Origin of the sequence: Citrobacter sp. MGH106 (assembly GCF_001037495.1) — a bacterium.
Taxonomy (GTDB): Bacteria; Pseudomonadota; Gammaproteobacteria; order Enterobacterales; family Enterobacteriaceae; genus Citrobacter; species Citrobacter murliniae.
The window spans coordinates 1,795,126-1,820,952 of sequence record NZ_KQ089822.1; the positions used below are offsets into that span (position 1 = coordinate 1,795,126).

Annotated in this window: 26 protein-coding genes; 12 read left to right on the top strand and 14 right to left on the bottom strand. The window is 51.6% G+C overall.

Features of this window, described 5'->3' with window-relative positions:
• The first annotated feature begins 60 nt into the window (after nt 1-60).
• On the top strand, nt 61-219 hold the full coding sequence (locus SK36_RS25225; protein ID WP_404979409.1) for a protein YoaL: 159 nt from the start codon (nt 61-63) through the stop codon (nt 217-219).
• A complete protein-coding gene (yoaE, locus tag SK36_RS08610; protein ID WP_048221310.1) occupies nt 207-1,766 on the top strand; it encodes a CNNM family cation transport protein YoaE in 1,560 nt (519 codons plus the stop codon). Before SK36_RS25225 ends, yoaE begins: the two co-directional genes overlap by 13 nt.
• A 6-nt stretch (nt 1,767-1,772) precedes the next feature.
• On the opposite strand, the gene SK36_RS08615 is transcribed toward yoaE, so the two are convergent.
• The 4 genes from SK36_RS08615 to pabB form a co-directional block, all read right to left on the bottom strand.
• A complete protein-coding gene (locus tag SK36_RS08615; protein WP_048221311.1) occupies nt 1,773-3,371 on the bottom strand; it encodes an EAL domain-containing protein in 1,599 nt (532 codons plus the stop codon).
• Between the two features lie 130 nt (nt 3,372-3,501).
• Nucleotides 3,502-4,866, bottom strand: coding sequence for an L-serine ammonia-lyase (sdaA, locus tag SK36_RS08620; RefSeq protein ID WP_045443949.1), 1,365 nt, complete (start codon nt 4,864-4,866; stop codon nt 3,502-3,504).
• A gap of 183 nt (nt 4,867-5,049) precedes the next feature.
• On the bottom strand, nt 5,050-5,628 hold the full coding sequence (locus SK36_RS08625) for a CoA pyrophosphatase (protein WP_045443946.1): 579 nt from the start codon (nt 5,626-5,628) through the stop codon (nt 5,050-5,052).
• A gap of 3 nt (nt 5,629-5,631) precedes the next feature.
• Nucleotides 5,632-6,993, bottom strand: coding sequence for an aminodeoxychorismate synthase component 1 (gene pabB / locus SK36_RS08630; protein ID WP_048221312.1), 1,362 nt, complete (start codon nt 6,991-6,993; stop codon nt 5,632-5,634).
• A gap of 83 nt (nt 6,994-7,076) precedes the next feature.
• Here pabB and SK36_RS08635 point away from each other — a divergent pair, with 83 nt between their 5' ends.
• Nucleotides 7,077-7,262: a YoaH family protein gene (locus SK36_RS08635; RefSeq protein ID WP_045443940.1), complete on the top strand. Its 186-nt coding sequence runs from the start codon at nt 7,077-7,079 to the stop codon at nt 7,260-7,262.
• 6 nt (nt 7,263-7,268) lie between these two features.
• Here the strand turns inward: SK36_RS08635 and SK36_RS08640 are convergent, their stop codons facing one another.
• Complete coding sequence (locus SK36_RS08640; protein ID WP_045443929.1) at nt 7,269-7,613, bottom strand: RidA family protein; 345 nt, start codon at nt 7,611-7,613, stop codon at nt 7,269-7,271.
• A gap of 130 nt (nt 7,614-7,743) precedes the next feature.
• Here SK36_RS08640 and SK36_RS08645 point away from each other — a divergent pair, with 130 nt between their 5' ends.
• From SK36_RS08645 to rnd, 5 genes are all read left to right on the top strand, one after another.
• Nucleotides 7,744-9,654 carry a DNA repair helicase YoaA gene (locus SK36_RS08645; protein WP_045443927.1) on the top strand — a complete coding sequence of 637 codons (1,911 nt, stop codon included), beginning with the start codon at nt 7,744-7,746 and terminating at the stop codon, nt 9,652-9,654.
• Nucleotides 9,655-9,712: 58 nt separating this feature from the next.
• Nucleotides 9,713-10,408 carry a tRNA (adenosine(37)-N6)-threonylcarbamoyltransferase complex dimerization subunit type 1 TsaB gene (gene tsaB, locus SK36_RS08650; protein WP_048221313.1) on the top strand — a complete coding sequence of 232 codons (696 nt, stop codon included), beginning with the start codon at nt 9,713-9,715 and terminating at the stop codon, nt 10,406-10,408.
• A 94-nt stretch (nt 10,409-10,502) separates the two neighbouring features.
• Nucleotides 10,503-11,084: a Slp family lipoprotein gene (locus SK36_RS08655; RefSeq protein WP_045443922.1), complete on the top strand. Its 582-nt coding sequence runs from the start codon at nt 10,503-10,505 to the stop codon at nt 11,082-11,084.
• Nucleotides 11,085-11,288: 204 nt separating this feature from the next.
• Nucleotides 11,289-12,974 carry a long-chain-fatty-acid--CoA ligase FadD gene (fadD, locus tag SK36_RS08660; protein ID WP_136345473.1) on the top strand — a complete coding sequence of 562 codons (1,686 nt, stop codon included), beginning with the start codon at nt 11,289-11,291 and terminating at the stop codon, nt 12,972-12,974.
• Between the two features lie 84 nt (nt 12,975-13,058).
• Entirely contained in the window at nt 13,059-14,174 is a 1,116-nt protein-coding gene (rnd, locus tag SK36_RS08665) for a ribonuclease D (RefSeq protein WP_048221314.1), read from the top strand.
• Nucleotides 14,175-14,224: 50 nt separating this feature from the next.
• Here the strand turns inward: rnd and SK36_RS08670 are convergent, their stop codons facing one another.
• The 5 genes from SK36_RS08670 to SK36_RS08690 form a co-directional block, all read right to left on the bottom strand.
• Entirely contained in the window at nt 14,225-15,190 is a 966-nt protein-coding gene (locus SK36_RS08670) for a PDR/VanB family oxidoreductase (protein ID WP_048221315.1), read from the bottom strand.
• Between the two features lie 59 nt (nt 15,191-15,249).
• Nucleotides 15,250-16,698 carry an NAD-dependent succinate-semialdehyde dehydrogenase gene (locus SK36_RS08675; protein WP_048221316.1) on the bottom strand — a complete coding sequence of 483 codons (1,449 nt, stop codon included), beginning with the start codon at nt 16,696-16,698 and terminating at the stop codon, nt 15,250-15,252.
• Nucleotides 16,699-16,716: 18 nt separating this feature from the next.
• Nucleotides 16,717-17,841: a carnitine monooxygenase, oxygenase subunit YeaW gene (gene yeaW, locus SK36_RS08680; protein WP_048221317.1), complete on the bottom strand. Its 1,125-nt coding sequence runs from the start codon at nt 17,839-17,841 to the stop codon at nt 16,717-16,719.
• A 47-nt stretch (nt 17,842-17,888) separates the two neighbouring features.
• Nucleotides 17,889-19,490 (bottom strand): BCCT family transporter, encoded by a 1,602-nt coding sequence (locus SK36_RS08685; RefSeq protein WP_045443903.1) that lies wholly within the window; start codon nt 19,488-19,490, stop codon nt 17,889-17,891.
• Between the two features lie 259 nt (nt 19,491-19,749).
• Nucleotides 19,750-20,832 carry a tartrate dehydrogenase gene (locus tag SK36_RS08690; RefSeq protein WP_048221318.1) on the bottom strand — a complete coding sequence of 361 codons (1,083 nt, stop codon included), beginning with the start codon at nt 20,830-20,832 and terminating at the stop codon, nt 19,750-19,752.
• Nucleotides 20,833-20,935: 103 nt separating this feature from the next.
• Here SK36_RS08690 and SK36_RS08695 point away from each other — a divergent pair, with 103 nt between their 5' ends.
• Entirely contained in the window at nt 20,936-21,853 is a 918-nt protein-coding gene (locus tag SK36_RS08695; protein ID WP_045443897.1) for a LysR substrate-binding domain-containing protein, read from the top strand.
• Nucleotides 21,854-21,934: 81 nt separating this feature from the next.
• Here SK36_RS08695 and minE read toward each other — a convergent pair whose 3' ends face one another.
• The 3 genes from minE to minC are packed head-to-tail and all read right to left on the bottom strand — an operon-like array spanning nt 21,935 to nt 23,748.
• Nucleotides 21,935-22,201, bottom strand: coding sequence for a cell division topological specificity factor MinE (gene minE / locus SK36_RS08700; protein ID WP_003833739.1), 267 nt, complete (start codon nt 22,199-22,201; stop codon nt 21,935-21,937).
• Nucleotides 22,202-22,204: 3 nt separating this feature from the next.
• Complete coding sequence (gene minD / locus SK36_RS08705; RefSeq protein ID WP_045443887.1) at nt 22,205-23,017, bottom strand: septum site-determining protein MinD; 813 nt, start codon at nt 23,015-23,017, stop codon at nt 22,205-22,207.
• 23 nt (nt 23,018-23,040) lie between these two features.
• Complete coding sequence (gene minC, locus SK36_RS08710) at nt 23,041-23,748, bottom strand: septum site-determining protein MinC (protein WP_048221319.1); 708 nt, start codon at nt 23,746-23,748, stop codon at nt 23,041-23,043.
• A 126-nt stretch (nt 23,749-23,874) separates the two neighbouring features.
• On the opposite strand from minC, the gene SK36_RS08715 reads away from it, so the two are divergent.
• The 3 genes from SK36_RS08715 (at nt 23,875) to SK36_RS08725 (ending at nt 25,436) form a co-directional block, all read left to right on the top strand.
• Complete coding sequence (locus SK36_RS08715) at nt 23,875-24,168, top strand: YcgL domain-containing protein (protein ID WP_045443883.1); 294 nt, start codon at nt 23,875-23,877, stop codon at nt 24,166-24,168.
• 69 nt (nt 24,169-24,237) lie between these two features.
• Nucleotides 24,238-24,897, top strand: coding sequence for a fumarylacetoacetate hydrolase family protein (locus SK36_RS08720; RefSeq protein ID WP_048221320.1), 660 nt, complete (start codon nt 24,238-24,240; stop codon nt 24,895-24,897).
• A 92-nt stretch (nt 24,898-24,989) separates the two neighbouring features.
• Nucleotides 24,990-25,436: a YcgN family cysteine cluster protein gene (locus SK36_RS08725; protein WP_048221321.1), complete on the top strand. Its 447-nt coding sequence runs from the start codon at nt 24,990-24,992 to the stop codon at nt 25,434-25,436.
• A 29-nt stretch (nt 25,437-25,465) separates the two neighbouring features.
• Here the strand turns inward: SK36_RS08725 and SK36_RS08730 are convergent, their stop codons facing one another.
• Complete coding sequence (locus SK36_RS08730; RefSeq protein ID WP_045443877.1) at nt 25,466-25,807, bottom strand: TehB family protein; 342 nt, start codon at nt 25,805-25,807, stop codon at nt 25,466-25,468.
• Nucleotides 25,808-25,827 lie beyond the last annotated feature (20 nt).

Consider the following 25,827-nt stretch of genomic DNA (forward strand, 5'->3'; position numbering starts at 1 on the left):
GTCTCTGTTATGTTTAGCATATGTTTAATAACTCAGGAGTATAGGGTAGTAGCCCACCGTATGGATCGTCACCGACGTCATTTCACCTTTAGGCCGTATCACGCCTGTCAGTTTGGCACTTTTTGCCACAAAATTTTTCTGCATATTGCTTTAACGCCTGAGATGTTCAGGGCGCAGTTTGGTCATTCTTTAAGCAGGAGCTTGTCATGGAATTCTTAATGGACCCCTCGATTTGGGTGGGTTTGCTCACGCTTGTTGTTCTCGAAATTGTTCTGGGTATTGATAACCTGGTCTTTATTGCGATTCTGGCTGATAAACTGCCGCCTAAACAGCGGGATAAAGCACGTTTGATCGGGTTGTCACTGGCACTGGTTATGCGTTTAGGCTTGCTGTCCGTTATTTCCTGGATGGTGACGCTGACAAAACCGCTTTTCACGGTGATGGAGTACGCGTTCTCCGGGCGAGACCTGATTATGCTGCTGGGGGGTATCTTCCTCTTGTTCAAGGCCACGACCGAGCTACATGAACGACTGGAAAACCGAGAACACGATACCGGCCAGTCAAAAGGCTATGCGAGCTTCTGGGTCGTAGTGACGCAGATTGTCATCCTGGATGCGGTCTTCTCCCTGGACGCAGTAATTACCGCGGTGGGTATGGTGAACCATCTGCCGGTCATGATGGCTGCTGTCGTGATAGCGATGGCGGTAATGCTGCTGGCATCAAAGCCGCTGACACGATTTGTGAATCAACATCCAACGGTCGTGGTGCTGTGTCTGAGCTTCCTGCTGATGATCGGTTTGAGTCTGGTCGCCGAAGGGTTTGGCTTCCACATTCCGAAAGGTTATCTGTACGCGGCCATTGGCTTCTCGATCATTATCGAACTGTTTAACCAGATTGCCCGCCGTAACTTTATTCGCCACCAGTCGACATTGCCGCTGCGTGCACGTACGGCCGATGCCATTCTGCGTCTGATGGGCGGTAAGCGTCAGACCGGTGTGCAGCTTGAATCTGACAATCCGGTGCCGGTACCTGTACCAGAAGGGGAGTTCGTTGAAGAAGAGCGTTACATGATCAACGGCGTTCTGTCCCTGGCATCGCGTTCATTACGTGGCATTATGACGCCGCGTGGTGAAATCAGTTGGGTTGATGCTGACCTGAGCGTGGCGGAAATCCGAGAACAGTTGCTCTCTTCTCCGCACAGCCTGTTCCCGGTGTGTCGTGGTGAGCTTGACGAAATTATCGGTATCGTTCGGGCAAAAGAGCTGTTGGTGGCGCTTGAGGATGGCGTAGACGTGGCTGCAATTGCTTCAGCCTCTCCGGCTATCGTTGTACCGGAAACGCTGGATCCGATTAATTTGTTAGGTGTATTGCGTCGCGCCCGCGGTAGCTTTGTTATCGTCACTAACGAGTTCGGCGTCGTCCAGGGGCTGGTGACACCGCTGGATGTATTAGAAGCCATCGCCGGTGAGTTCCCGGATGCCGATGAAACGCCCGAGATAGTTGCCGAAGCGGGTAGCTGGCTGGTGAAAGGTGGAACCGATCTGCATGCTCTGCAGCAGGCGCTGGACGTTGATACGCTGGTGGATGAAGACCAGGATATCGCCACGGTGGCTGGATTGGTGATTGCGGTTAACGGCCACATTCCGCGTGTTGGGGATGTTATTGAGGTCGCTCCGCTGAGCATTACGATTGTCGAAGCCAACGATTACCGTGTGGATTTAGTTCGCATTGTTAAAGAACAATCGGTTCACGACGAAGACGTATAATTAGGTTCAGCGAAACGGCATAAGGGGCATGATATGGCCCTTATGCCGGGCGGGTGGTGGCGTACTGCCCGCCAACCATTTAGGAAAATCACGCAGCGGCATCGGCTGGGCATAGAGAAATCCCTGCAATACATGCACGCCATGACGCCGCAAATGTTGTGCCTGCGCCTGCGTTTCTACCCCTTCAGCCACCAGTTCAATATTTAGTTTTTTCCCCAGCGCGATGATGATGTCGGTAACCGTCGAGTTCACGGCGTCAGTGCCGATCGCGGAGGTGAATGATTTATCAATCTTCAGAATATCCGGACGTAACTTTTCCAGCCAGGAGAGTGAGCTGTTTCCGGTACCAAAATCGTCAATGGCCAGTTTAATCCCCATACGATGTAATTCGCGCACTACCCGATAATCCACATCAAGCAAGGCATCACGCTCAGTCAACTCAATGACTAACTGCTGAATAGGGTGCTGGCTGAACCAGTATTGGTTGAGATCTTTTAACAGCGTTCCATGGCGAAAATGGCTGGCGGCAACGTTGATACCGATATGAAACTGGCTGCTCATCGGGAAAACGTGTCGTTGCTGAATGGTTTCTGCAATGACATGGCGGGTCAGCGGTACGATCAGGTTGTGCTCTTCAGCAATAGGAATGAAAACTTCAGGCGAAATCCAGCCCTGGCGGGGGTTATTCCAGCGCAAGAGGATTTCAACACCGGTGCACTGTTGGGTGCTGGCATTTAGCAGAGGCTGGCAAAATAACTCAAACTCGCGTGCAGCGAGGGCCAGATTGATTTCCCAGGAAAAACTCATTCTGTTGGCCGTAGCCAGCCATGCAAGGTAACCCACTAACAGGCTGAGCATCACCGCTAAGGGTAATTGAGTAGGCAGATTTTTTAACGCCAGCTCGCTGGCCCCAGGGCCTGTAACGCTGATTGCGAAAGGAAAATGTTGTGACGACAACTGGTAACTTTTTTCATCATCAAGTGCAGGTAGCGTATCTACAACACCTTGACCGTAAAGCAGGTGACGGTTGCCGACAGTTAGACTTGCTTTGGTGATCTGCGGCGGCTGAGGCTCAAGCAGCATCGTTGATAACAAATCAATATTGACGATCTCCAGAACGCCATCTTCACCATCAACAGACGACGGATACCATTGCGTAAGAATAGGGCTGCCTTTGATAAGCGAATGGTCGGTAGACAACAGAAGCTGCGGCTCCCGGCTGGGCAACTCAGGTTGTAGCTGGCGAATTGGGGTATTGCGATAACCAAAAATGCTTGAGCAATAGAGAATGCCGCGCTGGATCAGGCTTATAGAGCGCACTGTCTGTAGTCTGGCGGCATGTTTGCTCAGGGGTAAACGCGCCACGGAACAGGGCAAACCTATCAACGGCAGTAGCACATCGCGTCCGGCCTGTAGGGGAAGGAGCACGTTATCCAGCGCTTCTACGGCATGATTGGCAAAAGTGACAGTGTAATGGTGATTTAAATTACGCTCCGAAATAAATCGGGCAGACAATGTGAGTATGAGCGTCAGCAGTGCACAAATTGTGCAGACGATTAAGCGGTTACGACGATAAGTTTTGATGATCCGTTGTGCTGTTTGCATGCGGGCCGCCCGATAAGCCGTTGGTCACATTAGCCAACAGCAACAGAGCAAGTGTAGTGGGGAAAATTACGCTAGACGAGGATGAGGAAGTAAATTCGCCCATCCGTCGCAGATGGGCGAAAAATAAGTATTAGTCACACTGGACTTTAATCGCCAGGCCACCGCGTGATGTTTCACGGTATTTGGCGTTCATGTCCTTGCCGGTTTCGTACATTGTTTCAATGACTTTATCCAGCGAGACGCGCGGGGCGCTGGTACGACGCATTGCCATTCGTGCAGCGTTGATAGCCTTAACGGAGGCAATCGCGTTACGTTCAATACAAGGCACCTGAACCTGTCCGGCAACCGGATCACAGGTCAGCCCCAGGTTGTGCTCCATACCGATTTCGGCAGCAACACAAACCTGCTCAGGACTTGCACCCAGCAGTTCCGCCAGACCTGCCGCAGCCATCGAGCATGCCACGCCAACCTCGCCCTGACAGCCCACTTCCGCGCCAGAGATAGAGGCGTTCATTTTGTATAATGCGCCAATTGCACCGGCCGCCAGGAAATAGCGGGTATAAATATCCGGGCTGACGGACTCAATGAAATGGTCATAATAAGCCAGTACCGCAGGCACGATGCCGCAGGCACCGTTGGTTGGTGCAGTCACCACGCGGCCACCGGCGGCGTTCTCTTCGTTAACGGCCAGCGCAAACATGTTCACCCAGTCGATCACATTCATCGGATCGCTGGAGAGTTTATCGCTGGAGACCAGCATACGGCGCAGGGCAGAAGCTCGGCGAGGAACGCGCAACGGACCCGGCAGAATCCCTTCGGTATTCATCCCACGGTCAATACAGGCCTGCATGGTTTGCCAGACGTTGCCAAAGTACTCTTCAATCTCTTTCTTGCTGTGCAGCGCAAGTTCGTTCTGCATCACCATGCCAGAGAGCGACAAGCCAGTGCTGTTACAGTACTCCAGCATTTCGGTTGCGGACTTGAACGGATAAGGCACGCTGACCTCATTCGCTGCATCCTGGCCAAAATGTTCTTCATCAACGATGAATCCACCGCCGATCGAATAGTATGTTTTGCTGTAAACGACGGTTTCGCCGTTGTACGCATGGATCTGCATACCGTTTTCATGCAACGGCAGGTTACCGTTGTGAAAACGCATTCCGTCATTCTGCGGGAAATCAACTTCGTGCTGGCCTTGCGCAAGCAGCAGGCGACCACGCGCTTCTACGTCGCGGATAAATCCGGGAATGCTGTCAATGTCTACGGTCGCAGGTTCATTACCTGCCAGACCCATAATAATGGCGATATCGGTGTGGTGACCTTTACCCGTGAGCGACAGTGAACCATACACGTCGACGGCAACACGAGTAATGCTGTCCAGTAATCCTTTTTCGACCAGGTCATCGACGAACTGTTTACCTGCCTTCATAGGCCCTACGGTATGGGAAGATGAGGGACCAATCCCCACCTTAAACATGTCGAATAGACTAATCACGATAATACTCCTACAGGGCGACTGGGCTTTCCAGTAACGATGTTATAACTGCGCATAGTGTAAGAGGGAACGCGGCGATCGGCTTAACTATTCACATGAATTAAACTAATAGATAACCGCGATTTTACTAATGTTGTGACGGGAGTTTCAGGTTGTGTCTTCTGCGCGTAAAGATAAGTATAGTCAGGGTTTCACGCCAATTTGCAGCGCCAGCTCACGAATTATCCCAGCGGTCATTCCCCAGACGAAATAATGCTCATACCAGGAGAGCCAGACCCGATGAGAATCGCCACGACGATAAACATCCAGTGGATGGTAGCGTCCCAAATGCAGGGCCTGTGCCAACGGCATTTCAAAAACGGCGGAAACTTCATCTTCGCTGGCCCGATAGGGCAAATTAGGTGGAATTATCCCCACTACAGGAGTGACCTGGAAGCCCGTCACGCTGTCGACCGGAGGCAAAACGCCGATCACTTCCACTGATTCGGGCGGAATCGCGACTTCTTCCTGTGCTTCGCGCAACGCGGCGGCAATCAGTGAAGCGTCGCTGCTGTCCACGGCACCGCCGGGAAAAGCGACCTGTCCGGCGTGCTTGCGTAGATGAACGGAACGTTGGGTCAACAGGAGTCCTGGTTGCGCGCGCCGGACTACAGGAATAAGTACAGCTGCCTGGCGCTGGTTTAACGCTTCCCGGTTTATTTGCGGACGCAAAAGCTGGAAGCGCGATAAAAAATCATCAAGCGTCAGGTTGCTGTATTCCACTGTTTAGTTCTCCAGTTGGTGCAAAATACGATTCACTTTATCAAACGTTTCCTGATATTCCGCGTCTTCCTGACTGTCTGCAACAATGCCGCCGCCCGCAGAGCAGTAGATCTGTCCGTCTACAGCTGTCAGAGTACGGATGGTGATACTGGTATCCATATTGCCGCAAAAACTCAGATAACCAATACTGCCGCACCAGGCGTTACGTCTTTGTGGCTCCAGTTCATCAATAATTTCCATTGCCCGAACTTTCGGCGCGCCGGTAATTGACCCTCCTGGGAAGGCTGCGCGTAGCAAATCTGTTGCATGCAACGTCTCTGGCAAATGCGCGGTGATGGTACTGACCAGATGATGCACGGCTGGGAACGGCTCAACCACAAAGAGCTCTGGTACGTTTACCGAGCCTGGCACGGCAACGCGGCCTATATCGTTGCGCATCAAGTCGACGATCATCAGATTTTCCGCCCGATCCTTTGGAGAGTTCGCCAGTGTTTGAGCCTGCAGGCGATCGGCATCAGGGGAGTCCAGTCTGGGTAATGTGCCTTTAATGGGACGCGTCTGGATGTGCTGGTTTTCTAACTGAATAAAACGTTCAGGCGAAAGGCTGAGAATCGCCCCTTCCTCAAAACGTAAAAATGCACTGAACGGGGCGCGGTTCGCATGGTTTAGACGTACAAACGCCAGCCACTCATCGCCTTGATAATGCGCCTGAAAGCGCTGGGCAAGATTGACCTGATAGCAATCGCCGCTGTGCAGATAACGCTGCACCTGACGGAATTTTTCACCGTACTGCGCACGGGTCATATTGGACCGCCACGAGGATGTTAACGAAAACGGTTCGCGCACGGATATCTGTTGATTTTCCAGCCAACGGCGTCGTGCCTGCACATCGGAGTGGCTAAGTAGTGACACCTTTTGCAACTGATGATCGACAATCAGCGCCCAATCGTAAATGCCAACCGCCATGTCCGGTAGCGTGATATCCTGTTCGGCTTCCGTTGGCAGAGATTCAAAACGGCGGCCTAAATCATAGCCAAACAGACCCAGCGCGCCTCCCTGAAACGGAAGATCGGGATTATAATCGGGCTGAATAGCCAGCGATGTCAGCGCCGAGTGTAAGACCGTCATCGGATCATCAACCGTTTGCTTAGTACCGTGCCGGTCATGCACAACGGTCTCTTCAGCACGTGTGACCAGCGTTGTGATGGGGTCGGCGACCAGAATATCAAAGCGACTATGCGGATGGTCGGCATGGCCTGAATGCAAAAGCATTGCCCAGGGCTGGTGGCTTAATGTGGCAAAATAGTGCTCAGCGGCGTCCAGACGCCAGGGTAGTGTGATTACAGCGGGAGATAACGTCTTCATCAGTCCTGACTCGTTGCTACTTCACTGGCTATGTGCCGGGTAGCATGAAATAATTAGCGCTAATAATTTAGCAGGAGTTCACCATGATTGCAGGTTTACCTTCACTCACGCACGATCAGCAGCAACAGGCGGTTGAACGCATTCATGAACTGATATCCCAGGGGATGAGCAGTGGCGAGGCGATTACGAAAGTGGCTGCTGAATTACGCGCCAGCCATACCGGCGAACGGATCGTGGCGCGTTTTGAAGATGAAGACGAAGACGAGTAACGTCGGTTACACCGCAGCGATAATCTTTATCTCAACTTTGTATTTTGGGTTCATTAACCCGGCTTGTACGGTGCAGCGTACCGGGGCGTGACCGGCAACAACCCAGGCATCCCAGGCCTTATTCATAGCGGCAAAATCGTTCTTGTCAGCCAGAAACAGGGTAGCATCAAGAATACGTGACTTGTTGCTGCCCTGTTTTTCCAGCACAGCATCAATTTGCGCCAGCGTGTTTGCCGTTTGTTCGAATGCGTCTGCATCCAGATTTTCCGGCACACCGGTGTAATACAACGTGTTGTTGTGAATCACCACGTCAGACCAACGATCCTCGGCATCAATACGCACGATAGTCATACATTTTTCCTCGTTAAATTTCCATTTTTACGCCGCAAGACTGCCATAATGTCAGTCTGACGTCACCTCTTCAACTGGCGAAAGACCCGATGGCCTGACATAATCCCTGTTCAAATGAACAGGGGGTAGTGTGACGGACGATTTTGCAGCAGACGGTCAGTTGGCTAAAGCGATACCGGGTTTTAAACCACGTGAACCACAACGACAGATGGCCCTGGCCGTCGCGCATGCCATTGAAAAATCACAGCCGCTTGTCGTAGAGGCCGGGACCGGAACAGGGAAAACCTACGCCTATCTTGCCCCCGCGCTGCGCGCTGGAAAGAAAGTCATCATCTCTACCGGATCGAAAGCACTGCAGGATCAGCTTTACAGCCGCGATCTGCCTACTGTGGCAAAAGCGTTGAAATTCACCGGCAAACTGGCGCTATTGAAAGGGCGCTCCAACTACCTTTGCCTGGAGCGACTCGAACAACAGGCACTGGCGGGCGGTGACCTGCCGGTCCAGATATTAAGCGACGTTATTCTGTTGCGATCGTGGTCAAATCAAACCCTCGATGGAGACATCAGCACCTGTGTCAGTGTGGCCGAAGATTCACAGGCCTGGCCGCTGGTGACCAGCACCAACGACAACTGTTTGGGCAGCGACTGCCCGCTGTATAAAGAGTGCTTTGTTGTCAAAGCGCGTAAAAAAGCGATGGACGCAGACGTTATAGTGGTAAACCACCATCTGTTTCTTGCCGATATGGTGGTGAAAGAGAGTGGGTTCGGTGAACTGATCCCTGAGGCTGACGTGATGATCTTCGATGAAGCCCATCAGCTACCGGATATCGCCAGCCAGTATTTTGGTCAGTCACTCTCCAGCCGCCAACTTCTCGACCTTGCAAAGGACATTACCATCGCGTATCGCACCGAGCTGAAAGATACTCAACAGCTACAAAAGTGTGCTGACCGTCTTGCTCAAAGCGCACAGGATTTCCGCCTGCAACTGGGTGAGCCGGGCTATCGCGGCAACCTGCGGGAGCTGCTGGCGGATCAGCGCGTGCAGCGAGCATTTTTACTGCTCGATGATACCCTGGAGCTGTGTTACGACGTGGCAAAACTCTCTCTGGGACGTTCGGCACTGCTGGATGCGGCGTTTGAGCGAGCCACGTTGTATCGCACCCGTTTGAAACGGCTAAAAGAGATTAACCAGCCAGGGTTCAGCTACTGGTATGAATGCACCTCGCGCCATTTCACCCTGGCGCTGACGCCACTCACGGTGGCGGATAAATTCAAAGAAGTGATGGAACAAAAACCGGGCTGCTGGATTTTCACCTCAGCGACGTTGTCGGTAAACGATGATCTCCACCACTTTACGGCGCGGCTGGGTATTGAACAGGCGGAGTCGATGCTGCTGCCTAGCCCCTTTGATTACACGCGTCAGGCGCTGCTGTGCGTACCACGTAATCTACCGCAAACCAATCAGCCAGGGGCGGCGCGCCAGTTGGCATCTATGTTGCGGCCAATCATCGAGGCGAACAACGGTCGTTGTTTTATGCTGTGTACCTCGCACGCGATGATGCGCGACCTGGCGGAACAGTTTCGCGCCACCATGACGCTTCCCGTGTTGTTGCAGGGAGAGACCAGCAAAGGGCAACTGCTGCAACAGTTTGTTAGCGCGGGGAATGCTTTACTGGTGGCTACCAGTAGTTTCTGGGAAGGGGTGGACGTGCGTGGTGATACGCTTTCGCTGGTTATTATCGACAAGCTGCCGTTTACCTCACCGGACGATCCATTGTTGAAAGCGCGAATGGAAGATTGCCGCCTGCGCGGCGGCGATCCTTTTGACGAAGTCCAGCTCCCGGATGCGGTTATCACCCTGAAACAGGGGGTGGGGCGTTTGATACGTGATGCTGACGATCGCGGTGTGCTGGTGATTTGTGACAACCGGCTGGTGATGCGACCCTATGGCGCCACCTTCCTGGCGAGTCTGCCGCCGGCACCGCGTACGCGTGACATTGCCCGCGCTGTTCGATTTCTTGCTATACCAACGGCTGAGTAATTTGTTACGGAGTATGGTAAGATGCGCGCCAAATTTATTGATCTGATCACGAAGACCCATGCGAATTCTGGCTATCGATACCGCCACAGAAGCGTGCTCTGTTGCCCTGTGGAATGACGGTAATATCAAGGCTCATTTCGAGCTTTGCCCACGAGAACATACCCAACGAATCCTGCCGATGGTTCAGGACATCCTGACTGATGACGGTACTACCTTAACGGAGATCGACGCGCTGGCGTTTGGTCGCGGTCCCGGAAGTTTTACCGGTGTACGTATTGGTATCGGTATTGCTCAGGGGCTGGCATTAGGTGCGGAATTACCCATGATCGGCGTTTCAACTCTGGCAACAATGGCGCAGGGAGCCTGGCGTAAAACTGGGGCAATGCGCGTGCTGGCGGCGATTGACGCACGTATGGGTGAAGTTTACTGGGCCGAATACCAGCGTGATGAAGACGGCGTCTGGCACGGCGAAGAGACGGAAGCGGTATTAACACCAGAACAAGTTCATGAGCGTTTGCTGCAACTTTCCGGCGATTGGGCGACGGTTGGCACAGGCTGGTCGGCATGGCCTGAACTCGGCAAAGACAGTGGTCTGATGCTGATTGATGGCGGCGTTTTGCTTCCGGCTGCTGAAGACATGTTGCCTGTCGCCACTCAAATGCTGGCAGCAGGAAAGACGGTTGCGGTGGAACATGCTGAACCGGTTTATTTACGTAACACCGTAGCGTGGAAGAAACTTCCCGGGAAAGAATGAATCTTAGTAGTAAATACCCTGATTAATTTGAATTGCAGTTCATACGCGGCAGTTTGACAGAGACAGGGCAGGCGCTGAGAAAAGGGAGTCGCACATGGCGGTTCAAAAACAGGTAATGAAAGGTGTACTGGCTGGTGTATTAGCATTAATGCTAAGCGGTTGCGTCACCATTCCGGATGCGATTAAAGGTTCAAGCCCTACACCGCAGCAGGATCTGGTGCGGGTGATGAATGCACCGCAGTTGTACGTCGGACAGGAAGCGCGTTTCGGCGGTAAAGTGGTGGACATTCAGAATCAGCAGGGGAAATCCCGTCTGGAAATTGCTACCGTTCCGCTCGACAGTGGCGCGCGACCAATACTGGGAGAAGCCTCACGCGGAAGGATTTATGCTGATGTAAACGGCTTCCTCGATCCGGTTGATTTTCGTGGACAACTGGTTACCGTCGTGGGACCGATTAGCGGCACGGTAGACGGTAAAATCGGTAGTACGCCGTATAAGTTTATGCTGATGCAGGTAACAGGTTATAAACGCTGGCATATTACTCAGCAGATCGTGATGCCACCGCAACCGATTGACCCCTGGTTCTATGGTGCGCGTGGCTGGCCATACGGCTATGGCGGTTGGGGATGGTACAATCCCGGTCCCGCACAGGTTCAGACGATAGTAACAGAGTAACTCTTTGTTTTATTGGTAAAAGAAACAGCGGCTCGTCCGCTGTTTCTGCATTAACGTGGATATAAAAAAAATAAATAGTGACGCGCTTCGCAACCTTGTCGTTGTGTAATAAACAAACTGGTACGCTGAGTTAATATTATGTTAACAGTTTGTTTATTGTCTGGGGTTGTGATGACGACGAATACGCATTTTAGAGGTGATGTATTGAAAAAGGTTTGGCTTAACCGTTATCCCGAGGGCGTTCCCGCGGAGATCAATCCTGACCGTTATCAATCCCTGGTGGAGCTCTTTGAACACTCAGTAAGGCGCTATGCTGACCAGCCCGCGTTTGTAAATATGGGGGAGGTGATGACCTTCCGCAAACTGGAGGAGCGTAGTCGGGCATTTGCGGCCTACTTGCAACAGGGGCTTGGGCTGAAAAAGGGCGATCGTGTCGCGCTAATGATGCCTAACCTGCTGCAGTATCCTGTGGCATTGTTCGGCATCCTGCGTGCCGGAATGATCGTCGTGAACGTTAACCCGTTGTATACGCCGCGGGAACTGGAGCATCAGCTTAATGACAGCGGTGCGGCGGCGATCGTTATTGTCTCCAACTTTGCTCATACGCTGGAGAAAGTGGTCGATAAAACGTCGGTTCAACATGTGATCCTGACGCGTATGGGCGATCAGCTTTCTACCGCTAAAGGGACGCTGGTTAACTTTGTCGTCAAGTACATCAAGCGTCTGGTGCCGAAATACCACCTGCCTGATGCCATCTCGTTTCGCAGCGCGTTACAAAACGGCTATCGCATGCAGTATGTGAAGCCTGAAGTGGTCTCTGAAGATCTGGCTTTCCTGCAGTATACCGGTGGCACCACCGGCGTGGCGAAAGGCGCAATGCTAACGCACCGTAATATGCTGGCTAACCTGGAACAGGTCAATGCTACCTACGGTCCATTGCTGCATCCGGGTAAAGAGCTGGTGGTGACTGCGCTGCCGTTGTATCACATTTTCGCGTTGACCATGAACTGCCTGTTGTTTATCGAACTGGGTGGTCAAAACCTGTTGATCACTAACCCGCGAGATATTCCGGGTCTGGTGAAAGAGCTGGCAAAATACCCGTTTACCGCGATGACCGGCGTCAATACGCTGTTTAACGCTTTGTTGAATAACAAAGAATTTCAGCAACTGGACTTTTCATCACTGCATCTCTCCGCGGGTGGTGGTATGCCGGTACAGCAGGCGGTAGCAGAACGCTGGGTGAAGCTGACCGGACAGTATCTGCTGGAAGGTTACGGCCTGACCGAGTGTGCGCCGCTGGTGAGTGTCAACCCTCACGATATCGATTATCACAGTGGCAGTATCGGCCTGCCGGTTCCTTCCACTGACGTTAAACTGGTGGATGACGACGATAACGAAGTGCCACCAGGGGAACCTGGCGAGCTGTGCGTTAAAGGTCCGCAGGTAATGCTGGGGTACTGGCAGCGACCAGATGCAACAGATGAAATTGTCAAAGACGGTTGGTTGCACACCGGTGATATTGCGGTGATGGATGATGAAGGTTTCCTGCGGATTGTCGATCGCAAAAAAGATATGATCCTGGTTTCAGGTTTCAACGTCTATCCGAACGAGATTGAAGATGTGGTGATGCAACACCCAGGTGTCCAGGAAGTGGCCGCAGTTGGTGTGCCGTCGGGCAGCAGCGGTGAGGCTGTGAAAATTTTTGTGGTGAAGAAAGACGCCTCGTTAACCGATGAAGCCTTGATTACCTTTTGTCGACGTCAGCTGACGGGCTATAAAGTGCCGAAGCTGGTGGAATTCCGTGATGAGCTGCCAAAATCAAACGTTGGCAAAATTTTGAGACGAGAATTACGTGACGAAGCACGTGGCAAAGTGGACAATAAAAGCTAAGCGTTAAGACAGCCATCAGAAAGCGCCGGTTAAACCGGCGTTTTTTTTGGTGCAAACCTGAGAGAGCACGATTTGAATTACCAAATGATCACCACGAACGACGCGTTGGCCAGGCTGTGCGAAGCCGTTCGTGAGTTTCCGGCTATTGCCCTGGATACTGAATTTGTTCGCACACGTACCTATTACCCGCAACTGGGTCTGATCCAGTTGTTTGATGGCAAACACGTTGCTCTGATTGATCCGCTTGGGATCACCGACTGGTCACCGCTGAAGACCATTTTGCAGGACACTGCCATTACCAAATTCCTGCATGCAGGAAGTGAAGACCTGGAAGTGTTTCTCAACGCCTTTGGCGAACTTCCACAGCCGCTGATTGATACACAAATTCTGGCTGCGTTCTGCGGACGTCCATTATCGTGGGGATTTGCCGCGATGGTGGAAGAGTATACGGGAGTGGCGCTGGATAAAAGCGAATCCCGCACTGACTGGCTGGCGCGTCCGTTAACTGAGCGTCAGTGTGAGTATGCGGCAGCGGATGTCTGGTATTTATTACCGATCACCCAAAAGCTGATGACAGAGACTGATGCCTCTGGCTGGCTGCCCGCCGCGCTGGATGAGTGCCGTTTGATGCAGCAGCGTCGTCAGGAAATTCTGGCGCCTGAAGATGCGTGGCGTGAGATAACCAATGCCTGGCAACTACGAACCCGCCAGCTTGCCTGCCTGCAACTGCTGGCTGACTGGCGATTACGTAAGGCGCGTGAGCGCGATCTGGCGGTGAACTTTGTGGTACGTGAAGAACACCTGTGGTCTGTCGCTCGCTATATGCCAGGTAGTCTGGGTGAACTGGACAGTCTGGGTCTTTCCGGTAGCGAGATTCGTTTTCACGGCAAGACGCTGGTTTCGCTGGTGGAGAAGGCTCAGGCTCTGCCGGAAGAATCATTGCCGGAACCGTTGCTGAACCTGATGGATATGCCGGGATATCGCAAGGCATTCAAGGCCATTAAGGCACTGGTTGCAGAGGTGAGTGCGGAACATAATCTCAGCGTTGAGTTACTGGCTTCGCGCCGTCAGATAAATCAGCTTCTCAACTGGCACTGGAAACTAAAGCCGCAGGCTTCCCTGCCGGAACTGATTTCCGGTTGGCGTGGTGAACTGATGGCCGAGCGTCTTAACGCACTGTTGCTGGAATATCCGCAGTAAGTTGACCAGACTAAGCCGGGTAGCGCTATCGCTTACCCGGCCTGACGTGATTACAAATCAAGGACCAGACGTTTGCCTTTGGCGCGCGAGCAACAGATGAGCATACTTTGCTGGCTGGCCTTCTCATCGTCGCTGAAATACTGATCGCGATGATCCGCTTCCCCTTCAATAATTGTTGTTTCACAGGTACCGCACACGCCTTCGCGACATAGACATTCCACCCTGGCCGCTTTGTTATTTTCGATAACCTGTAAAATAGTCATCTCTTCCGGAACGACAAATTCACGTCCAGAACGTGCCAGCACAAGGGTGAACGCATCACCGCTCTTATCTTCCACGGCAAATTGTTCGAAATGTAGCGTATCGTTGTCCAGAGCGTGGCGGGCGGCTTCGCGTCTTACGGCATCGTTAAGTACAGCAGGGCCGCAGGTGTAAATATGCGTGCCGGGTTCTACATCGGCCAGCAGACGCGCCAGGTCAAGGCGGGTGCCTTCGGTAGAAAGGTGCAGATGAATGCGCTCGGCGTTGATGTGCTGAGTGAGTTCATGATGAAATGCGCAGCTTTCCGGGCTGTGGGAGCAGTAATGCAGTTGCCACTCAGCGTGTGATTGTTCCAGCTCCGGGATCTGCGATAAAAAGGGCGTTATGCCAATGCCTCCTGCAATCAGTATATGTTTTCGTGCCTGAGGTTCGAGGGCAAAGAGATTATTTGGTGTGGATATCGTCAGCGTGTCGCCAGCGTTCACGTTCTGGTGTAAGAAACGTGAGCCGCCTTTGGACTCCTCCTCCAGTCGTACAGCTATTTGATAAGCGGTGGTATCAAGCGGTGAACTCATCAGCGAATAGGCATTGCTGTAGAGATTTTCGCCATCGCGCATCTGCACGATTATATGGCTGCCTCCACTGAACGCGGGTAACGAGCCGCCTGCAGAGGCAACTAAGGTGAAACGTTTTACATGTGGAGTAATGGTCTCAATCCGGCTGACCCGCACTTCATGCATTTGATATTCAGACATCGCGGCACTCCCTTAAAAATCTGTCCGGCGCGGGTTAACCCTGCGCGCCGGAATCTGTGTCACAGCCCCTGGCAGAGATATTTCATCTCCAGGTAATCTTCGATACCGTGTTCAGAGCCTTCACGCCCAAGGCCGGACTGTTTGACGCCGCCAAACGGGGCAACTTCATTAGAGATAAGCCCGGTATTGATCCCCACCATGCCGTATTCAAGCTGCTCAGAAACCCGCCAGATACGCGCAGCGTCATTACTATAGAAGTAAGATGCCAGACCGTAGATCGTATCGTTTGCCTGGTGGATCACGTCCTGTTCATCGTCAAATTTCACCAGCGCGGCGACCGGTCCGAAGATTTCTTCCTGTAACAGCTGCGTGCCTGGCTGCACGTTGCCGATGACAGTAGGGGTAAAATAGTTTCCGCCCAGCGCATGGCGTTGGCCGCCGGTTAACAGCGTGGCACCACGCGTCAGGGCGTCATCAAGAAGTGATTGTACTTTGTCTACGGCGGCGCTGTTGATCAGTGGTCCGGTCTGTACGCCTGGTTGCTCACCATTGCCTACCTTCAGCGCGGCGACACGGGCGACAAACTTCTCGCAAAACGTGTCGTAAATGGCCTGATGAATATAAAAACGATTCACACAGACACAGGTCTGTCCGGCGTTGCGAAACTTGGCAACCAACGCCCCTTCGACGGCTTTATCAATATCTGCGTCATCAAACACAATAAACGGCGCATTACCCCCCAGCTCCAGTGACACCTTTTTGATGGAGTCAGAACACTGGCGCATCAGGACGCGTCCGACTTCTGTTGAACCCGTGAACGAGAGCTTACGTATACGATCATCAGCGGTGAACTGAGCGCCAATTTCGCGTGATTTTCCTGTTACGACGTTGATGACGCCTGAGGGAATGCCGGCCTGACGTGCGAGCTCGGCAAGTGCCAGTGCTGTGAACGGCGTCTCGTTGGCCGGTTTTATCACCATCGTACAGCCTGCAGCCAGTGCCGGACCGGCTTTGCGGGTGATCATGGCGGCGGGGAAGTTCCACGGCGTAATCGCGGCGCAGACGCCGACGCCCTGGCGGATCACCATCAACCGCTTGTCCGTTGTAGGAGAGGGAATGATTTCACCGTTGGTGCGTTTTGCCTGTTCGGCAAACCACTCAATAAACGAAGCGGCATAGACAATTTCGCCTTCCGCTTCTGTCTGCGGTTTTCCCTGTTCGGCAGTCATGATTTGCGCCAGCGCCGTTTTGTTGTCGAGAATTAAGTGATGCCAGGCTTTGAGCAGAGTGGAACGCTGGGCTGCGGTCATTGCACGCCAGTTGGGTAACGCCTGAGAGGCGGCATCAATAGCCCGCTGAGTCTCTGACATTCCCATATTGGGTATTTTCCCCAGAATAGCGCCTGTCGCCGGATTGCTGACCGATAACGTATTGTTGTCATCGGCGTCGCACCAGTTCCCGGCGATAAACGCCTGCTGGCGGAAAAGTGAAGTCTGAAAGACGGTCATGACGAACTCCTTCAAGGATTAATCCTGAAACACCTGGGCTACCAGGTTATGGAAATGGGCAATACCGTGTTCAGAAATCCCGCTGCCGCTGGTATCTGCCATAATGCGTCCCTGACCGCGATAGCCGCGTGATTTCAGCCCTTTTTGTACGCTTTCGACCAGACGTAAATCTTCAGGGCGGAAGACATTGCGATACCATTCAATCAGCTCTTTCTGCTCTTCGGTGAGTTCTTCATTGGTGAAGTAGATGTCGTAGTTTTGCAGTGTGGTTTCTGCATCCACCGGGAACTCATAGATAACGGTCATCATGCCTTTAATTGGCGTGACGTTGAGCATGGTGCATGGCCACAACCAGAAACCGTGGAAGGCGGTATCAACGCCTTCTTCGAACTTAAATGACTGCTCTGATGGTTTGGCAAAACCGTATTGCAGAGTCCAGTTGCCATGCATGGTGTGCCAGTAGCGGTCAACCTGTACCGAGTCGGAAAAACCAGGGTGTGCCGGACCGCAGTGGTAGCACTCCAGATAGTTATCAACGATATTTTTCCAGTTGGCAGGTGTGCGAGTCGTAAAGCGCGCAGCCAGTTTCAGATCGTGTACATCAGGGCAGGCTTCGACAACTTTCGCTGCCAGTCCCGGGAGTTGATCTTCAACGCTGCCGGCATTCGGATCCATATTGATAAATACGAATCCGGCATATTCTTCAAGACGTACCGGTGTGAGATGGGCTTTCTCACTATCGAAATTGGCCACGTTTTCACAGTTACGGGCGTGTGCCAGGTTGCCATCGAGCTTAAAAGCCCAGGCGTGATAGGGACAGGTAATGACATTCTTCGCTTTCCCTTCGCCGCTTAGCAACTGATGACCCCGATGTGGGCAGACGTTGTAGAAAGCGCGCAGCACATTATCGCGACCCCGTACCAGCACGATATTTTCGCCAATCACTTCACGAGTGACATAGTCATTTGGTTTTGCCAGTTCGCTGCTGTGGGCTACGCAAATCCAACTTTTGGCAAACACGTTCTCTTGCTCGTGCTCAAACGCCTGTTGATCGGTATAAAACCGTGCCGGGATGGTCCATGCGTCCTGCGGGTTGGCACAAAAATTTTGCGGCAGAATAAACTCAGGGCTCAGATTGCTCATTGGATTACCTTTAATTTGTGAGTAAGAGGATGTTTTTGTACTGGCGCTCAACTGTCGCCTTTGAGTAATGCCCCGGCGGGTGGCGTGACTGGCTCGCCGCCCTGTGCGTCGGGAAGATGACTTTCAATTTGGTGAGCAGGAATATGGGCATAGTCCTGTTTAACCCAGCGAAGAAAACCGCCGACCTTCACCAGCAAAATGGCGAGGAAGGGGAGTGCGGTCAGTACCACGGTAGTCTTCATGGTTTCCAGTGAAGCACCGGTAAACAGAATCGATAATGGAATCAAGGTAATGACCACGCACCAGAACAGGCGTAAGCCGCGCTCGGGATCTTCACCTTCCTGAAGATTGCGCGTGCTGGTGGCCGCCATGGTATAGGCCACAGCATCCATATGTGAGGCGAGGAAAATAATCATGATAGCCAGATAGGCCACCAGGAACAGTTTCCCGGCGGGTAGTGACATCAGTACCTGCTGGACGGCCGTTTCGCCGCCAAGCGTTGCCATTATTTGCGGAACATCAATTACACCGTTAACAAACTGATGGATAGAGTAACTTTCCATCACCCCGAAGAAGAACCAGCAACCGACGGTGCTACCAAGGATCAATGCCCAGATCACTTCCTTAATCTTGCGTCCACGGGAAACGCGGGTAACAAACATCGCCACGCCAGGGGTATAGGAGATCCACCACAGCCAGTAAAATACCGTCCAGTTGCGGGTAAACTCACCATTACCGAGAGGGTCGGTAAACAGGCTCATTTGCAAAAAGTTTTGTGTTGTCAGGCCGATGGCATTGATGATGTTGTTAGTGATGAACTCGGTTGGGCCGACGATCAATACCAGCAGCGGCAGCAAAAATGCGCCCCAGCCAACCATTTTGCTCAGACGTTGTAAGCCGTTATTGATGCCAATCCAGGAGCTGAGACAGAAGATGCCCCCCGAAAACAGGATCACAAATGCCTGCACCGTAAAGTTATCCGGCAGACCAGTGAGAGCCGATAAGCCACGAGTAAAGGTGGCTGCGGTGACGACCAGGGAGATGGTTAACGCGCCGACGGTGGCAATCAGGAACATCAGGTCGACTAAGCGCCCCCAGACGCCTTGCGGATGAACGCCAGTAATTGCAGCAATAATACCGGACAGGCTCAACCCTTTGTTTTTACGCACATGGAAGTGATAAGCCATGGTTAATGAGGCCAGCGTATAGGTTGCCCACGCGCTGATCCCCCAATGGAAAAAAGAGTAGGGCAGGCTGAATTCCAGTGCTTTTTGCGAGTGGGGGGCGATATTCAGGCCCGGTGTCTGGTAATAATAGGCCCATTCTGCAACGCCCCAGTAGAGCGTGGAAGAACCTAACCCGGCGCAGATAAACATAAACAGCCAGGAAAGAGTGCTGTATTCCGCTTTGCCTTCTCCCAGACGAATGTTGCCGTACTTGCTGGTGGCAAGATAGATGACCAGTCCCATAGCCATGAGGACCAGTATCTGGACTGCTGAACCCAGCATGCGGGTGACACCATTAAAAATGGTGTTTGCCGCTTGTGCGGATTGCTGAGGGAAGAAACTCAGTGTGGCTGCGATAAAAAGAATGGCCACCAGGCTGATGGCTATGAGTGGCACATCTTTTTTCTTTACGTTGCTCAACATGGGTGATCTCCTGGGCATAAGTTGCCCGCGTTTGGCATTAGCCTGTCGTTGTTATCATGCTGTAGGGGTACAATGTGTCGCTTCGTTATTTAACATTTTAATTATTTGTTCTTTACATGAATTAAACAATTGCCCGATGCGTGAAGCAATAAAACACGGAACGGAAATAATAAAAGGTGAATTCGCGCAGGTTATTTCAGCAATTGAACGCATAAAAAAGCCGCGTCAGTGACGCGGCTCAAATTAAGTGGTTTGACCTTTAACGAAGGGCCTGACAGATGGCCTGGCCAACCTGTGATGTGGTGGCGGTCCCTTTCATATCCGGTGTTTTAGGACCACTGGCAATGACCTGTTCAATCGCCGCCACGATCCCATCGTGAGCAGCCTGATAATTTGCATCACCGTTGCCGAGGAAATCCAGCATCATGGCTCCCGCCCAGATTGTGGCAATCGGGTTGGCGATATTCTTGCCGTAGATATCTGGTGCCGAACCGTGTACCGGTTCGAACAACGATGGAAAGGTGCGTTCCGGGTTTAAGTTTGCAGAAGGGGCAATACCAATTGTCCCTGTGCAAGCAGGGCCTAAATCGGAAAGGATATCGCCAAACAGGTTCGAGGCGACCACCACGTCAAAGCGTTCAGGCTGCATAACAAAACGGGCGCACAGAATATCGATATGCTGCTTATCCCAGCGAATCTCAGGATATTGAGCTGCCATGGCTTCAACGCGTTCATCCCAGTAGGGCATACTGATGGCAAGACCGTTTGATTTGGTTGCAGAGGTTAACGTTTTGCGTGGACGGCTCTGGGCCAGTTCGAACGCGTAACGCAAAATACGGTCGACTCCACGACGGGTGAAGACGGATTCCTGAATGACCACTTCATGCTCGGTTCCTGCGTTTACTCGCCCGCCCAGTGAAGAGTATTCCCCCTCGGTATTCTCGCGCACGACATAAAAATCAATGTCGCCTGGTTTTTTTCCTGCCAGTGGACAGGGAACGCCGGGGAACAGGCGAACCGGACGCAGGTTGACGTACTGATCGAATTCGCGCCGAAACTTGAGTAATGATCCCCATAATGAGATGTGATCCGGCACGGTATCTGGCCAACCGACAGCTCCAAAATAGATAGCATCGAATGATTTTAGCTGCTCATGCCAGTCATCCGGCATCATTTTTCCGTGATGCGTATAGTATTCGCAGCTGGCCCATTCCATTTGCTTAAAGCTGAGCGACAAATCCCAACGCTCCGCAGCCGCCTGTAACACATTAATGCCTTCAGGCAGGACTTCTTTACCAATACCATCTCCGGGAATAGCGGCAATACGACAGGTTTTCTTCATAGCAGCTCTCACTTGTACGCCATCAAAATTGACTTTCCCCTTATCCTATAATTGACTGATTAAGAGTTAATCCCCCTAACTGGTGAAACATAAAACACAGATCATGAATAATCTGCCGCTGCTAAATGATTTACGCGTCTTTATGCTGGTTGCCCGTCGTGCAGGATTTGCCGCTGTTGCTGAGGAGTTGGGCGTTTCTCCCGCGTTTATCAGCAAGCGCGTTGCGCTGCTTGAACAGACGCTGAATGTCGTGTTGTTACACCGCACCACGCGGCGAGTGACCATCACGGAAGAGGGAGAGCGGATCTACGAATGGGCGCAGCGGATCCTGCAGGATGTGGATCAGATGATGGATGAGTTGTCTGATGTCCGGCAGATCCCTCAGGGTATGTTGCGCATTATCAGTAGCTTTGGCTTTGGTCGCCAGGTGGTGGCGCCTGCACTGTCTGCACTGGCGAAACAGTATCCGCAGCTTGAGCTAAGATTCGATGTTGAGGATCGGTTGGTGGATCTGGTTAATGAAGGTGTCGATCTTGATATTCGTATTGGTGATGATATTGCTCCTAATTTGATAGCACGAAAGCTGGCGACTAATTATCGCATCCTGTGCGCTTCACCAGAATTTGTGACGCAATACGGTGCGCCTAAGCAACTGAATGAACTGGCAAGCTTTCCCTGCCTGGTAATTAAAGAACGTGATCATCCGTTTGGCATCTGGCAATTGCGTAATAAAGAAGGTGAGCACTCGATTAAAGTGACGGGTCCATTATCATCTAATCACGGTGAGGTTGTTCATCAGTGGTGTCTGGATGGGCAGGGTATTGCGCTGCGTTCGTGGTGGGATGTATGCGACAACATTACCAGCGGACATCTGGTTCAGATATTACCAGAGTATTATCAGCCAGCTAATATCTGGGCTGTATATGTTTCTCGCCTGGCGACATCGGCCAAAATTCGTATTACGGTTGAGTTTTTGCGCCGCTATTTTGAGGAGAATTACCCCAGGTTTTCTCTGGAATAAATGCGAGTTGGCTGGGGGAAAAATAAAAAAGGCAGAATAATCTGCCTTTTTGCTGCTGACCATACTCTGTTACAAAAGACGTTATTTAGACTCTTCTGCTTCAGGTAATGTCACGTTAAGTTCGAGGATAGAAATATCGCCGTCTTTTTGTTCAAGTTGTACGGTGACCATTTCGGGGTCAATTTGTACATACTTACAGATAACGTCGAGAATATCTTTCCTCAACTGCGGTAAATAATGCGGCTCGGCGTCACTGCGACGACGTTCCGCAACAATAATCTGCAGTCGCTCTTTAGCGATGTTTGCTGTGCTCTTTTTCCGCGAGAGAAAAAAATCCAGTAATGCCATAACTTATCCTCCGAACAGGCGTTTGAGGAAACCTTTCTTCTCTTCTTCAATGAAGCGGAAAGGACGTTCTTCTCCCAACAGACGATCTACGGTATCTGCGTAGGCTTTGCCGGCATCAGCATTGATGTCGAGAATAACCGGCTCACCCTGGTTAGACGCGCGCAGGACTGACTGATCTTCAGGAATCACGCCGACCAGCTTGATTCGCAGAATCTCCAGTACATCTTCCATGCTGAGCATGTCGCCTTTGTTTACGCGGCCTGGATTGTAGCGCGTAAGTAACAGGTGCTCTTTAATCGGATCTTCACCATTTTCAGCGCGACGAGATTTCGACGCCAGAATACCCAGAATACGGTCAGAGTCACGTACGGATGAAACTTCCGGGTTGGTGGTGATGATAGCTTCATCAGCAAAATACAGGGCCATCAACGCGCCGGTTTCAATACCTGCCGGGGAGTCGCAGACGATGAAATCGAAGCCCATCGTTTTCAGATCATCCAGAACTTTTGCGACGCCTTCGCGCGTCAGCGCGTCTTTATCGCGAGTCTGTGAGGCCGGAAGAATAAAGAGATTTTCGGTACGCTTATCTTTGATTAACGCCTGATTTAACGACGCATCGCCCTGGATCACGTTGACGAAGTCGTAAACGACGCGGCGTTCACAACCCATAATCAAATCAAGATTACGCAGGCCGATATCAAAATCAATAACGACAGTTTTCTTTCCCTTCTGGGCCAAACCTGTAGCGATGGCCGCGCTGGAGGTTGTTTTGCCAACGCCCCCTTTACCCGAAGTAACAACAATAATGCGTGCCATAGAAATTCCTTGTTAAAAAGGGATCAATTCAACGGTTGAACTGTCAAAGCGTTCTCTGCTAATTGCAGACGAGCCGCTTTGCCATAAAATTCTGCTGGGATATTATCACTCAGCCAATATACACCTGCGATAGACACCAGTTCTGCCGTCAGATGGGTACAAAAAATTTGTGCTTCCCGGTCACCGCTGGCGCCCGCCAGTGCACGGCCTCTCATCACACCATACACGTGAATGTTACCATCAGCGATAAGCTCAGCGCCTGCGCTGACGTGGCTTGTAACAATCAGATCACATTGTGGTGCATAAATACGCTGACCGGAACGAACCGGTACATTTATTAATCGCGTTTTTGTGATGGGAGTAACGTTTTGTGGTGGCGCGGTAGGGGCCGGGGTATTAACTGGCGCGGAACGGATGGTTTTTTCTTTACCTTCAGTGAGTAAAGGAAGACCCAATTCGTCTATTTCTGCCTTAAGTTTGGCGTCTTTACAGCCGCTGACGCCAATAATACGCAGGCCGGTAGATGCGACCACTTTTTGCAGCGCCGGCCAGTTTACCGGGCTTTCAAGGCCACTGACGTTGATCACCACGGGAGCATGTTTTAAAAAAGCAGGTGCCTGCGCGATTTTGTCTTCCAACGCCTGACGAATAACCTCGGGTTCTGCTTCGTGCAAGTGAACCACTGATAAGGTGAAGCTACTGCCTTTAAGCTCGATTGGCGTGTTTGACATCCTGGCCTTACTCAATTTGCTATTTATCATCCCCAGCGCGGGGTGATATTCCGAAGACTATAAGGCATGTTATAGTCAGTATTATATTGAGGCAAGCCACCATTCCCTGAATTCAGAGTAAAAGATATGTTTTGTGTGATCTACCGAAGCAGCAAACGTGACCAGACCTATTTATATGTCGAAAAAAAAGACGATTTCTCACGCGTTCCTGAAGAACTGATGAAAGGATTTGGTCAACCGAAGCTGGCAATGATTTTACCGCTTGATGGCCGTAAAAAACTCGTCAACGCCGATCTTGAAAAAGTAAAACAGGCGTTAACTGAGCAGGGCTATTATTTACAATTACCGCCACCGCCAGAAGATTTACTCAAACAGCATCTGTCTGTGGTTAAACAAAATACACCAGACGTTAAACCTTAAACTGTATCCGGCAGTAGCGTGTCCCATCGATGCAGTTTATGAAATCAATGACTACGTTAGGGGAAAGTAATGTATCAACATCACAACTGGCATGGTGCTCTGCTGGATTACCCGGTAAGTAAAGTGGTTTGTGTAGGCAGCAATTATGCAAACCATATTAAAGAGATGGGTAGTGCAACGCCCGATGAACCGGTCCTGTTCATAAAACCTGAAACCGCACTGTGCGATCTGCGTCAGCCGCTGGTGATCCCGGCGGATATGGGATCTGTTCACCACGAAGTTGAGCTGGCGGTGCTGATTGGTTCGACTCTGCGCCAGGCGACGGAAGAGCACGTGCGCAAAGCCATCGCTGGCTATGGTGTGGCTCTGGATCTGACCCTGCGTGATATTCAGGGCAAAATGAAGAAGGCGGGTCAGCCGTGGGAGAAAGCGAAGGGATTTGATAACTCCTGTCCGTTGTCTGGCTTTATTCCTGTTTCGGAATTTAACGGCGATCCGCAAAATACGCAGCTCGGTCTGACAGTAAACGGTGAAAAACGTCAACACGGTTCCACAGCGGATATGATCCATCAAATTGTCCCGTTGATTGCCTATATGAGCCGTTTCTTCACGCTTAAAGCGGGTGATGTTGTGCTGACGGGGACGCCGGAAGGTGTTGGGCCATTGCACAGTGGCGATGAGCTGGCTATTAGTTTCCATGGTCAGACTCTCACGACCCGAGTGCTGTAATCTCTTCTTGCCGCCTTTTCGGGCGGCAAAACTTGCATCAGCGTGCCAGACTGGTTATAAGGTGCAGCTTTATTGCAATAGCGGATACCCTGATGAGCGACAAACCTTTCTGGCAAAGCAAAACCCTGGATGAAATGACCGATGCCGAGTGGGAGTCATTATGTGATGGGTGTGGTCAATGCTGTCTGCATAAGCTGATGGATGAGGACACCGACGAAATTTACTTTACCAACGTCGCCTGTCGTCAGCTCAACATTAAAACCTGCCAGTGCCGTAATTATGAACGCCGATTCGAATATGAGCCTGATTGTATTAAGTTAACGCGTGATAATCTCCCGACTTTTGAATGGCTACCGATGACCTGTGCCTATCGTCTGTTAGCGGAAGGTAAGGAGTTGCCAGACTGGCACCCGTTGCTGACCGGTTCTAAAGCGGCAATGCATGGTGAACGCATTTCGGTACGACATATTGCAGTGAAAGAATCGGAAGTGTATGACTGGCAGGACCATATTTTGAATAAACCTTCATGGGCGGAATGAACCGCCCATTGATCAGCAGGCGTTGAAGATTAAGACTTTTTCGCCTGATACATCTCATCTCCGTGGTTGTCATCTTCAACCCAGAAATTAATATTGAATTGTGCATCGTCACTTAATTCAACACGATGCCAGTACTGCGGTGGGCTGGTTGCGAACTGACCGGCATTGATAACTACCTTCACCTCAGGTTCTGTCGCTTCTTCATTGGCGAAACCGTAATAGGTTACCGTTCCTTCCATCACGCAGAGTTGTCCAAAGACACCTGCTGCCGTGTTGTGGTGAGAAAGCAATGCTGCAGGGACATTGTCTTTAGTAAAGAAGGGGGTAGAGCGTTTAACTTTCCAGTTTGCCGGGATGCGTAAGTGGGACATAAGACATCTCCTTGGTGTGG